This is a genomic window from Gordonia sp. Z-3 (genome assembly GCF_036233855.1).
GTDB classification, from domain to species: domain Bacteria; phylum Actinomycetota; class Actinomycetes; order Mycobacteriales; family Mycobacteriaceae; genus Gordonia; species Gordonia tangerina.
Map to the genome: position 1 here is coordinate 282,346 of NZ_JAZARS010000003.1, position 12,272 is coordinate 294,617.

At 67.3% G+C, this 12,272-nt stretch carries 8 protein-coding genes and 1 pseudogene; 1 reads left to right on the top strand and 8 read right to left on the bottom strand.

Annotation, left to right across the window (positions count from 1 at the left end; translation table 11 throughout):
- Positions 1 to 9 precede the first annotated feature (9 nt).
- The 5 genes from VX037_RS04940 to VX037_RS04960 form a co-directional block, all read right to left on the bottom strand.
- Positions 10 to 204: a hypothetical protein gene (locus VX037_RS04940; RefSeq protein WP_235722030.1), complete on the bottom strand. Its 195-nt coding sequence runs from the start codon at positions 202 to 204 to the stop codon at positions 10 to 12.
- A complete protein-coding gene (locus VX037_RS04945) occupies positions 201 to 2,447 on the bottom strand; it encodes a hypothetical protein (protein WP_328713415.1) in 2,247 nt (748 codons plus the stop codon). The genes VX037_RS04940 and VX037_RS04945 overlap by 4 nt, the downstream gene beginning before the upstream one ends.
- On the bottom strand, positions 2,444 to 4,492 hold the full coding sequence (locus VX037_RS04950) for a glycosyltransferase (protein WP_328713417.1): 2,049 nt from the start codon (positions 4,490 to 4,492) through the stop codon (positions 2,444 to 2,446). The genes VX037_RS04945 and VX037_RS04950 overlap by 4 nt, the downstream gene beginning before the upstream one ends.
- A gap of 102 nt (positions 4,493 to 4,594) precedes the next feature.
- A complete protein-coding gene (locus VX037_RS04955) occupies positions 4,595 to 5,725 on the bottom strand; it encodes a lycopene cyclase family protein (RefSeq protein WP_328713420.1) in 1,131 nt (376 codons plus the stop codon).
- A 4-nt stretch (positions 5,726 to 5,729) separates the two neighbouring features.
- Positions 5,730 to 6,503 (bottom strand): SDR family oxidoreductase, encoded by a 774-nt coding sequence (locus VX037_RS04960; RefSeq protein WP_287014824.1) that lies wholly within the window; start codon positions 6,501 to 6,503, stop codon positions 5,730 to 5,732.
- A gap of 111 nt (positions 6,504 to 6,614) precedes the next feature.
- Between VX037_RS04960 and VX037_RS04965 the strand changes: the two genes are divergently transcribed.
- Positions 6,615 to 8,243 carry an ABC-F family ATP-binding cassette domain-containing protein gene (locus VX037_RS04965; protein WP_235722026.1) on the top strand — a complete coding sequence of 543 codons (1,629 nt, stop codon included), beginning with the start codon at positions 6,615 to 6,617 and terminating at the stop codon, positions 8,241 to 8,243.
- A 66-nt stretch (positions 8,244 to 8,309) separates the two neighbouring features.
- Here VX037_RS04965 and VX037_RS04970 read toward each other — a convergent pair whose 3' ends face one another.
- From VX037_RS04970 to VX037_RS04980, 3 genes and pseudogenes are all read right to left on the bottom strand, one after another.
- Complete coding sequence (locus VX037_RS04970; RefSeq protein ID WP_328713422.1) at positions 8,310 to 9,860, bottom strand: acyl-CoA synthetase; 1,551 nt, start codon at positions 9,858 to 9,860, stop codon at positions 8,310 to 8,312.
- 110 nt (positions 9,861 to 9,970) lie between these two features.
- Positions 9,971 to 11,584 carry a GMC oxidoreductase gene (locus VX037_RS04975; protein WP_328713423.1) on the bottom strand — a complete coding sequence of 538 codons (1,614 nt, stop codon included), beginning with the start codon at positions 11,582 to 11,584 and terminating at the stop codon, positions 9,971 to 9,973.
- Positions 11,585 to 11,654: 70 nt separating this feature from the next.
- Positions 11,655 to 12,161, bottom strand: a pseudogene (locus VX037_RS04980) (TetR/AcrR family transcriptional regulator); the annotation flags it as partial.
- Positions 12,162 to 12,272: the final 111 nt, after the last annotated feature.

Genomic DNA, 12,272 nt, shown 5'->3' on the forward strand with positions numbered 1-12,272 from the left:
CGCCCACCCTCACAGGGCCTCGGCCAACCGCATGAGCGTGACGTAGGCGGTGGCCACCGTGCAGATGGCCAGCACCGCGGTCAAGCGGTGCGCCGACGCCTGCCGCCCGATCGTTCCGGTCGAGGCGACGGTCAACTCGCGCAGCAGATCCCCGCACAACAGGAGCAGTCCGCAGGTGATGAAGAACACGATCGAGACGTTCATGGCAGATCCCGTCGATAGTTGGGCCCGAGTACTCCGGAGTAGTCGATCGACGGTTCGGTGACGCGCCGCAGAATCGTCACCGAGTCGGTGTCGACGTCGGTGACATAGGTGCCGGACGCCAGGATCGCGTCGATCTCATCGTGTACCTCGGCCAGTGGCACGCCGTACTGCAAGGCGATCATCTGCAGTCCCTGATTGGGAATGTAGAGGTAGTCGGGACCGTGTTCGTCGGCGCACCTCGCCAGATCGTCGAGACAGTCGTAACTGTCGACGGTGAACAACTGTGGGCCGGCGGGGTCGAGTGTGCGGCGCACCCCGACGCTCTGCGGTGCGTAGCCGAAACTCAACACCCGCGCATCGGGTGGCGCGGCGGCGATGAACGCGTCTGTCACCACCACCTCGTCGCGGGTGGTGGCCTCGAAAGCGGTGTTGAGTCCGCGATTGGTCGTCTCCAGCACACCCAGCAGGGTCACGAGGACCATCGCGCCGACCACGACTGCGGGTGCAAACATCCGGCGCAGTCGGGGCGCGAGGAGGGCCAGCGCGAGTGCGGCGAACGGGGCCACGGTGGGGGAGGCGAGCAGGAAAGCACGCAGGATCATCTCGCCGCCGTAGCTCTGCAGGAAGACGAGGACGAACGGCGACGCGCACACCATGCCGCCCACCGCCCAGGACCGTCTGCCACGCCACAGACTCCACCCCACCAGCCCCAGCAGCACGAAACCGCCGGAGGCCGCCATCCGCAGGTACTGCATCCGCTGGTAGGTGGGATCTCCGTTGAGGCGATCACCGACGCCCGCGTTCACCGATTGCCCGACCTGACCGATCTCGCTGACCACCGATGGCAGATGCCCGAACCAGTAGTCCGTCGCGCCGTAGGTGAACCACGCCGCGAAGATGAGACCCGCTGCCAGCCAGAGTGTTCGGTACCGGGTGGCCCCGGTGAGCGCGAAGGCGGCGAGTGCCAGCACGGTCAGCATCGGTGTGATCTGGTGGGTCACGGTGTTCGCCGTGATGATCACCAGCACGACGGCGCCCACGGCGAGTGTGCGTCCGGGACCGAAGCCGGGGACGCGGCCGGGGGTGCGGGAGATCGCCTGTCGGATGCGTTGTCCGCGCGTGTCACCGGTCAGCGGTGGCAGTGGGGCGCGGCGTAGCTGCCACAACAGTGTCGCGATGATCGCGGTATAGCCGATCATCGCCATCGCCTGCGGGGCGAAGTAGTCCTGCTGGTACCAGTTGGTGGCGTGGTACAGGAACACCGCCAGCCACGCGAGGCGTGCGCGACCGGTGATCGCGATGGCGATGGCATAGAGCCCGAACGACAACACGATCCCGGAGACCAGAGGCGCCCACACCATCAACGCGGTCACGTCGGACAATCCGGTGAGGTCCTGGATTCCGGCGCTCAGCGCAAAGAACCCGGCCCAACTGAACCGCGCGTCGATCTGGCTGGGCAGGTGATGCGACTCGGCGAGGATCGAGATGAATCCACGGTGCACGAAGGACGTCGGGATCGAGGTCTGGCCGGTGGCCAGTCCCACCAGCATGGTGTTGAAGAGGATGATCACGGTGGTGAGCGCGCCGAGCACGACCGTGTCGAGACGCCGGGCTCGCAACGCCGACACGAGGACGCCGGCGACGATGGCTATGCCGACGATGTACCAGGGGCCCACCAGGGCGATGACGCCGTAGTGGCCGGCGTCGAGGACATCGATGCTGCGCGCCGCGGCGACGAACATCACCACCGCGACGGCGAGTGCGAGCAGTTCGCATCCTCGTCGGCCCGTCCACCGGTGACGGGCGAACCCGATCGGACCGCTCGAGGTACGCGCCGGGACCGTACGGAAGGCGACGGCGCACGCAACCAGGCCCAGGATCACGACGATGCTCTGGGTGCGCAGCGGGTTCCACGCCTCGGCGACGATGCTCACCTGTGCGGCGAGCGCATTGATCGACACGGACACCGACACGGCCAAGACCGTGCTCAAGGCCCGCCCCGGGATCCGCAGCGCGATCACCACGGGAATACCCGGCAGGAACATCACCCCGGCGACGACAAGCACCACCCGGACTGCCGTGGGCGGCGCGGTATCGGGCATGACCGACTGCCACAGCGTGATCAGCAGCAGCGAGAGACCCAGCAGAGCAGCGGAATACAACCCCACGCGCGGAGACCACCCGTAGGCGGTCGACTCGGCGTTCGTATGCGTACCGACCGGCTCGGCGACGGTGGTGGTCACGACTGCCGTCTCCTCGGGCCGGCCACGGTGCGTCGACGCAGCTGCAGATGCGTACGCACGAACAGCCATGGACCGGTGAGGTATCCGAGCTGTTCGAGAGCGCGCAGGTGCCGAGGCCAGGCGTCCGGGAAGATCTCGTTGCGCGTCGACCCCGGTGCGAACAACAACCAGAGCCCCAGCGGTAGGCACCGAAGCACGCCGAGCGCATGACGCGAGCCGAGTACCTTGGCCAACGACGCGGCCATGCCGGTGCCGTAGCCGTAGCACTGGGCACGCAAATCCGCCATCGTGTCGCGATGATGATGACGCACGATCATCTCCGGGCGATAGCAGACTGTCCATCCGGCGAGGATCGCCGAGCGAAAGCCATCGAGATCCTCACCCCCACGCGAGGGCGTCCCGGTTCCCAGTCGTTCGTCGAACCCACCGATGCGTGACAGCGCTTCCGCGGTGAACGCCATGTTGTTGCCGGAGCCGAATTGCCCGGCCACGTAAGGGAAGAAGACCCCGGTGGGCCCCTGTTCGCCGAGCACCCGGTGGGCGGGCTGCGGCGCCATCGACCAGACGGTGGCGGTGGGGCCCTTGTCGAACATTCCGGTGGCCTCGAACCATCCCTGGATCTCGGTCGTCTGTTCGGCGCTGAACACGCGACCACTGACCGCGCCCAGGCTGCCGGTGGAGTCGGCGGCGAAGGTGTCGAGAATCCGTGTCACCCAGTCGGGATCGGGGATCGCGTCGTCGTCGGTGAAGGCGATGATGCGCCCGGACGCCGCCGCGATGCCGGCGTTGCGGGCGGCGGACACACCAGCGCGGGGCTGGTCGACCACGCGTAACCGACCGTCGGTGATCGCGCTGACCAGCGCGCGGGCGTCACCCCGCGCGGGACGATTGTCCACCACGATCACCTCGATGTTCGGGCTCTCCTGTGCCAGCAGCGCGTGCACCGTGAGCGGCAACAGGTCCCGGCCGACCGACGGGATCACGATCGACACCAGATCGTCGGCGGTCACCGGGGTGTGTGACCTTCCGGGAACCGAGGGCCGGGCGGCCGACGGGGCGCCGCGAAGCGATCCGATCAGTGTGCCGATCGCGGTCACGGCCACGCCGAGGACCATAACGGCCAGGCGCGCTGCGGCGCTGCGGTCACCGCGGAAGAACCGGGCGGTGTATCGGGCGACTGCGGTGGTCACCGTCGTCGCCACGAACCTGATCTCGGCGGACAGCGCCTGCGATGGTCCGGCGATGCGACTCAGCAGCGCCTTCGACTGGCCTTCGTGACGACAGCGGGACAGGAAGTAGCGTAGGTCGGCACGCTGCGCAGGCACGTGATGGTCGACCGCGAAAGCGACCCGTCGCAGTATCCGGCCGTCGGGGTAGGCCCGGCGCAACTCGATTCCCATCAGTGTCTCCTCGCAGCCGGCCGGGATCGTGCCGACTCGCCCCAGTTCGGTGGCGAAGCCCCCGATCGTCTCGAGTGCGGCACGTCGAACCGCCATCGCGGCACCGATCGGGTTACGGATCTCGCCGCCGTCGGCCGCGATTCCGCGATAGTCGCATCCGATCACCCAGCCGAACTCACGGGGAAACCACCGCGGCGCCCGACCTTCCCACGCGGGGTGGACGCCACCGCCGATCGCCACGGTCGCGGCATCGGTGAACGCGATCCGTACCTCGTCGATCCCGCCCGGTCGGACGATCGCGTCGTCGTCGAGGAAGACGAGGACGTCCTCGGTGGCGTTGGCCAGTCCGGTGTTGCGCGCGCCGGACAAACCAGTCTCACCTGCGTTGTCCACCACGACGATCTGATCGGTCGCAACGCCTACCGGCCGCTGTACGTCGACGTGGTCGAGGAATCGCCGGCGCAGAACCGCATTGTGGTCGACCACGATGAGCAGCCGATCGGTCGGCGCGAGCTGTCGCGCCACCGCATCAATGCCGCGAGTGGCCACCGACCACCGGTCGGTCGTGTAGCAGCAGATCACCGCGCAGATCGAGACCGGGCCGGATCGAGCGGGACTGTGTACACCGGTGGCAGAACTGGTCACCGACCGTCTCCTCTGAACGTCCAACGAAACCTTGGTCACCTTGAGAAACCTCAATTAGGCAAGGCAAGGCTAACCTAGAGTAGGCGATGGTCGGGCAGCAGCTCAATCGGGGACGTCGCCGGACGGTGGTGGCCGGTCCAGACACCCCCGGGCGACGTCGGCTCGCACGGACATGTCGAGACCGGCGAACACTCGCGCCATGGCGGCCAGGGTCCCGGACAGGTCGCCACGGTCGCTGAGATAGCTGCGTTGGGCGGTCAACGGCATGGCGAAGAAGGCGTCGAAGAAGCCGATGGTCTCCTCGGCGTCGAGTCGGAGCAGCACGGCGAGCCCCCGCAAGCGGAGGCGGTACACCGCCCGTGCGCTCCGAGGCCACAGGGTCGACGCCGGGTCGCGGCCGGCGGAGATCGCCCCGACCAGCCGATCGGCCTCGCACAGTGCCGACGCGACGCTGTATCCGGTGGTGGGATGCAAGAGGCCACCGGCGGCTCCGTGGCGCAACGGCCGGTGTCGCCAGGGTCGTCCGGACGTCGCCGTCAACGGAAACGACACCCGCTCGGTTCGTCGGACGCCGGTTGGGGTGCCCCGGAGACGACTGCGCAGACGATGCTCGAGCACGTCGAGCGACAGTGCGGGCCGACCGGCCAGGCACGTCTCCTCGAGGAGAAACTCGTCATCACCGAGCGGGATGGCGTACAGGAATGACGGCAGGGCACCCGGATCACGCTCGGTGGCACGCCAATCCATCAGAACGGCGTCGGCGCTGTCGAGATGGCGGCGCGCGGTGGCCGCGTCGACGACGATGCCGAAAGCCGTCTGGCGCGGCGCGTGGCGCGCCGACGATCCGCGACAGTCGACCACCACGTCGGCAGTGACAGTTGTTCCGTCGGTGAGGCGGATGCGCCCACCGTCGACGTCTGCGACGCGTCCGCCGACCACCCGCGCGTCGTCGAGCGTGAGCTTGCGCTGCAGCGCGGCGGTGTGGAACACGCTGTATCCGCGAGCGAGTTCGGTTGCGGTGTGGCCGATCACTCCGACAGCACTCACCTGGGCGGCGATCGTGGACGGGTCCAGCCAGGCCGGGAGTTCGTCGGTCCAGCAGGCATAGGTCGCCAACCACGGTCGGCTCGGGTGGGCCTCCACCACCGTGACGTCGAGACCGGCCACGAGGAGTCGATGGGCGAGGCCGCGGCCCGAGGGTCCTGCACCGAGGACTGCGACGTGCGTTGTCACATCCTCACGCGCCGCCGGTGGCCATCATGCCGCCGTCCACGCGAATGGTCTCTCCGGTGATCCAGGCCGATGCGTCGCCTGCGAGAAATGCGGCCGCGCGGGCCACGTCCACGGGTTCGCCGATACGGGCCATCGGGTAGCCGGCGGCGATGTGCGCCTCGTTGTCACCGGCGATCAGTCCGGAAGCGAAGGTCGTCCGCACCACCGATGGGGCGATCGCGTTCACCCGGATCCCGGGCCCCAGTTCCCACGCGAGTTCTTCGGTCAACCGGATCAACGCCGCCTTCGACGCCCCGTAGGCGGCGATCGCGCCGGTCGACCGCAGTCCGGCCACCGAGGAGATGTTGACGATGGACCCGCCATGCTCGCGCATCCCGGCGCGATAGGCCTCCTGGATGAATCCGAGGGTGCCGGCGACGTTGACATCGAAGATCTTGCGGACGGCGCTGAGATCGGCGTCCATCAAGGGGCCCATGATCGGGTTGATGCCGGTGTTGTTCACCAGAATGTCTACACCACCGAGTTCGACTGCAGCGGCGATCGCCTCGGCGCGGTGAGATTCGTCACCGGCATTGCCGGGGGACGTGACGATGGTGGCGCCGGCCACGGCGGCCCGGATGTCCTCGGCGGCGGCGGCCAACGGATCCGGTTTGCGTGCGGTGATCACCACCGAAGCTCCGCATCGTGCCAGTTCGGTGGCGATGGCCAGCCCGATACCGCGGCTGGCGCCGGTCACCACGGCGCACTTTCCGGTCAGGTCGCCAGGGGCGTTGATCATGGTCGAGGTGCGTTGCGGTTCACTCACGCACTCACCGTATCGGGCCGATCGATCGTTCGGGCAGAGTCGGCCGGATAGGTCTGAGCCGCTGCGCAGGTAGACTGGTTCGCCGTGATCACCGCGACTGACCTGGAAGTTCGAGCGGGCGCGCGGACACTGTTGGCGGCGCCCGGCGATGCGCTGCGCATTCAGCCCGGCGACCGTATCGGTCTCGTCGGCCGAAACGGGGCCGGCAAGACGACCACCCTGCGCATCCTGGCCGGCGAGACCGAGCCGTATGCGGGCAGCGTGCTGCGCAGCGGCGACCTCGGATATCTCCCGCAGGATCCCAAGGAGGGCGATCTCGACGTCCTCGCCAAGGACCGGGTGCTCTCGGCCCGCGGACTCGACGCCATCCTGCGTCAGATGGAGAAGCAGCAAGCGCTGATGGCCGAGGCGGCCGATGACCGCGTGCGTGACAAGGCGGTGCATAAGTACGGGCAGCTCGAGGAGCGGTTCGCCGCCCTGGGCGGTTACGTGGCCGAATCGGATGCGGCCCGGATCTGCCACAGCCTCGGTTTGCCGGACCGGGTTCTGGGTCAGCCGCTCGGCACGCTCTCCGGAGGTCAGCGACGTCGTATCGAGCTGGCGCGCATCCTGTTCGCCGCCTCCGATGACGCCGGCAAGTCTGACACCACCCTGTTGCTGGATGAGCCGACCAACCACCTCGACGCCGATTCGATCGCCTGGTTACGGGGCTTCCTGCAGAACCACGAGGGCGGCCTTGTCGTGATCAGCCACGACGTGGAGCTGTTGGCCGACGTCGTGAACCGAGTGTGGTTCCTCGACGCCGTCCGCGGTGAGGCAGACGTCTACAACATGGGCTGGAAACGCTACCTCGACGCGCGTGCCACCGACGAACAACGACGCAAGCGCGAACGTGCCAACGCGGAGAAGAAGGCCGGCGCGTTGCGCGCGCAGGCGGCCAAACTCGGCGCCAAGGCGACCAAGGCCACCGCCGCACAGAACATGCTCAAACGCGCCGATCGCATGCTCGACTCGCTCGACGAGGAACGCGTGTCCGACCGCACCGCACGCATCCGGTTCCCGGAACCGGCCACCTGCGGCAAGACTCCGCTCATGGCCAGCGGTTTGACGAAAACCTATGGGTCGCTCGAGATCTTCACCGGCGTCGACCTGGCGATCGACAAGGGCAGCCGGGTGGTTGTGCTCGGCCTCAACGGTGCGGGCAAGACCACCCTGCTCAAGCTCCTGGCGGGGGTCGAGAAATCTGACATCGGCTCGATCGAACCCGGCTACGGGCTCAAGATCGGCTACTTCGCGCAGGAGCACGACACTCTTGACGACATGGCGACGGTCTGGGAGAACATCCGCCATGCCGCACCGGACGCGGGCGAGCAGGATCTTCGAGGTCTACTGGGCGCCTTCATGTTCAGCGGCGCGCAACTCGACCAGCCGGCCGGCACGCTGTCCGGCGGCGAGAAGACACGACTGACCCTGGCCGGGTTGGTCTCTTCGTCGGCGAATGTCCTGTTACTCGACGAACCGACCAACAACCTCGATCCGATCTCCCGTGAACAGGTGCTCGATGCGCTGCGCAGCTACACCGGTGCGGTGGTGCTGGTGACCCACGACCCCGGCGCCGCGGCCGCACTGGACCCGCAGCGCGTGATCCTGTTGCCGGACGGCACCGAGGACCACTGGTCCGACGAATACCAGGAGCTCATCGAACTCGCCTGACCCACGCGATCTCGTAGTACGAACCGGCGGTTTCCGCACAGTTCGTACTACCAGATCAGCGGTCCGTCAGTGCACCTTCTCGGGCCAATACTGCTTGCGCAGTTCACCTTTCACCAGTTTGCCGGTGGGTGTGCGCGGCAGGTCGTCGACGAAGTCCACCGAACGAGGCGCCTTGTACGCCGCGATCGACTCCTTGGTGTAGTCGAGCAGTTCATCGGCGAGCTCCGGCGATGGCGCGTAGCCCGGTGCGAGTTGGACACAGGCCTTCGCGACTTCGCCGAGCTCCTCGTCGGGGACCCCGATGACTCCGACGTCGAACACGGCGGGGTGATTGACCAGAACGTTCTCCGCTTCCTGCGGATAGATGTTGACCCCGCCGGAGATGATCATGAACGCCTTGCGGTCGGTGAGGTACAGATAGCCCTCGCCGTCGACGTATCCCATGTCGCCAGTGGTCGCCCAGTTCGCGTGCTCGGGATGTTGTGCGCTGCGGGTCTTCTCCGGGTCGTTGTGGTATTCGAAGGCGGGTTCGTCGCGTTCGAAGTAGACGAGGCCGACCTCGCCGGTGGGTAGGTCGTTGCCGGCCTCGTCGCAGATGTGCACCACACCCAGCAGCGGCTTGCCGACCGAGCCGGGATGATCAAGCGCCTCCTGCGGTCCGATGAAGGTGGCGCCGGCGGCCTCGGTGGAGGCGTAATACTCGTGGATGACCGGACCCCACCACTCGATCATCGCGCGCTTGACCTCGACCGGGCACGGGGCGGCCGCGTGGATGGCGAGCTTGATGCTGCTCACGTCGTACTTCTCGCGGACATCCGCCGGCAGCTTGAGCATCCGGATGAACATCGTCGGCACCCATTGACTGTGCGTGATCCGGAACTCCTCGATGGCGCTCAGGGCGGTCTCGGGGTCGAACCGGTCGAGGAACACGACCGTCCCGCCGACCGAGTTGGTCATTCCGCAGTAGCGCAGTGGCGCAGCGTGATACAGCGGTGCAGGGGAGAGGTAGACGGCGTTGTCGTCGTAGCCGTACATCGGGGCGAAGATCGCCGTGTAGGTATCGGGGATCTCGTCGACCTGTCCTTGGGGCAACGGAGTCTGAATTCCCTTGGGACGGCCTGTGGTCCCGGACGAGTACAGCATGTCGGTGCCGCGGGGCTGATCGGTGCGCGGGGCATCGGAAGCGGTGGTGAGCGCGGCATCATACGATTCGAATCCGGCGATCTCGCCGCCCCAGGCGAGGCGATGACCGGGCTCGGCCAGGGCTGGGATCTGGTCGCTCTCGGCGACCGCATCGGCCACTGACGCGCCGGCGAAAACCACCTTGGCGTTGCAGTCGCCGAGGATGTAGTTCGTCTCCCCGGCGGTCAGGTGGTGGTTGATCGCGGTCACATACAGGCCACTACGCAGCGCCGCCCAATAGACCTCGAACATGTGCAGGTCGTTTTGCGAGATCATCGCGACGGTGTCGCCAGGCCGTAGGCCGAGCGATTCCAGGTGATTGGCGAGGCGCGTGGAGTTGTCGTCGAGTTGGCGATAGGTGAGTTGTTCGCCGGTGGAGGCGCGAATGACGGCGGGCTTGTCCGGGGTGGAAGCGGCGAAGACTCCGGGGAACACGTGGTACTCCTCTGACGAAGGGACGACTCTGCACATCTGTGTCGACTGTTACCGAACGATCGATCGGGGTGTCGTGCATCACAGTACCCCACCCGATCGAACCTCGATTGTCAGAGGGTGGCGACGAACCTGTCCATCGTGCGTTCGGCCAGGGCCAGAATGGTCAGCGACGGGTTGACCAGACCCACGGCGCCCGGCGCGAAGGATCCGTCCACGACATAGAGGTTGTCATAGCCGATCACCGATCCGTCTGACCGTGCGGCACGGTTGATCACGACCCCACCGAGGCCGTGATAGGTGCTTCCCGAGCCGAACCCGGATGCGCGGCTGTACACCGGGATGCCATTGCGCGGGTGTCCGTGTCGCGTCTCGGTCATGCGATGGAAATGCCCGGCGAACGCGGACGCGCGTCGGTCGAGGACGCTGGTCCCCTCGGTAAAGGGATACGTCAGACGTGTCTGGCCGGTCGCGTGGTCGAAATCGATGCTCCCGCGCTCATCGGTGTGGACCTGGATCAGGTGGGTGGTCGCGACCCCGCCCAGCGGCGACGGGAAGGGACTGGCCTGATAGACGATTGCGGCCGGTCCGCCCGAGAGCTGATCGTCGCGAATTCGCCCGTAACCGGGCCCGCCCTGGATCGGCCCGTAGGGGTCACGCAAGGCGGTGCGCAGGATCACGAAGTCTCCGTTGGCGCCGAAGCCGTCGCCGATGTGTGGGGACAGACGCGGCAGGTGTCCGAGCGCACGCGCCCGCACGAGCAGCGATGTCGTGTGGAATGAGCCGGCCGCCATGAACAGATAGTCGGACTCCATCGTCACGATCCGCAGCGTGGTGCGGCGCTCGTCGATGAGTCGGGCCCGCACGACGAAGCCGGGCCGCCGACTGCGAGGTCGGATCTCGAAGACCTCGTGCATGGGTTTGATGGTGACGTGTCCGGTCGCCTCGGCGGCGGGCAGATAGTTGTGATCCACGGATGTCTTCGCGCCGCTGTTGACGCCATAGGACAGATCGCCGTTGCTGATCCCGGGCGGGGCCGTTCCGGCGAGTTCCCTGCGGACGATGTCCCAGTTCACCGAATAGTCGATGAAGCTCGGCGCCACGCCATATCGGGCAACCGTCCGGATCCAGGATCGAGCACCCACGTAATTCGGATGAGCCAGGATGTCCGGAGGTAGCGGCGCGGCCCGAATCATCTGCCGCGCCCGCGGATAGTACGTCCGTGCCAGTTCGTCGTAGTCCGTGCCACCGGGAAAGACCATGTCGAAATCGGGCTTGTCGGGCTGCGCCGCGAACGCGCCGAACACCAGCGAACCGCCGCCGACACCGGCACCGTACACCGCCTCGATCCCGTTGCCCTGGATCTTCTCAAGCACACCGGGATACGGCTCGACGGGTATCTGCAGGAGGCCGGAGATCCCGGCGGTCGGGCTGAACCACGCGGCCCGCTTGTCCGGACTGGTGAAGGTGGCGAAAGTGTTGCCATCTGCGCGAATCGGCCAGCGCCTGCCGCGTTCGAGGACGGTTGTGCGGATGCCGGCACGGCCGAGTCGCAATGCGGCGACCGCACCGCCGAAGCCGCTGCCGATCACGATGGCCGAGGCCGGCTGGGCAGCCGAGGTGCGGGATGTGACGGCAGCGAGGGCACCGAGCGCGCCGAAACCCGCAGAGCCCCGAATCAGCGCTCTGCGTGTGATCGGTGTGCGCCCGGCCGCCGCACGGTCCACCCGGGCAATTCTACGGGCCGGGCCGGACCTTCGACGCCGAAATCGCGCGCTCGCCTCCGGGCCCGGAGCGTCAGCGTTTCGTGCGCACCGATTCCTCGACGAGGTCGAGCACAGCGTGCAGATCGTCGGTCGGCTGCCCGGTGGCCAGTCTGGTGATCAGACCGTCGAGAACGAGGTCGAGATACTTCACCAGGACGTCGGTGTCGACATCATCGCGGAGTCTGCCTGCTTGTCGTCCCCGTTCGAGACGCCGCAGCGTCGCGGCCTCCACGTCACCCGAGAACGCAAGCCAGGTGGAACGAAACGACGAGTCGGTGCGCAGTTTACGGGCGATCTCCAGTCGCGTGCCGAGCCAGTCGAAATCCTGCGGACGCGCGAGCATGTCGCGCATGACCTGTACCAGACCCTGTTCGGCCGCGACATCGGCCATCCGCTCGGCGTCCTCCTGGGCAAGGGCGAGGAACAGCGCTTCCTTGTCGCGGAAATGGTGGAAGATCGCGCCCCGGGACAGCCCGGTGGACTCTTCGATGCGTTTGACGGTCGCGCCGTCATAACCGTATTCGGCGAAGCAGTGCCGCGGGGGGGGGGGGGGGGGGGGGGGGGGGGGGGGGGGGCCCCCCCCCCCCCCCCCCCGCCCGGGGGGGGGCAGCCAGGGAGAGAGAAGAGGGGGGGGGGAATACGGAGGGTT

Excerpts from the sequence above, each read along its gene's own strand:
- VX037_RS04940 (WP_235722030.1), bottom strand. The coding sequence starts at position 204 with ATGAACGTCTCGATCGTGTTCTTCATCACCTGCGGACTGCTCCTGTTG.
- VX037_RS04960 (WP_287014824.1), bottom strand. The coding sequence starts at position 6,503 with ATGATCAACGCCCCTGGCGACCTGACCGGAAAGTGCGCCGTGGTGACC.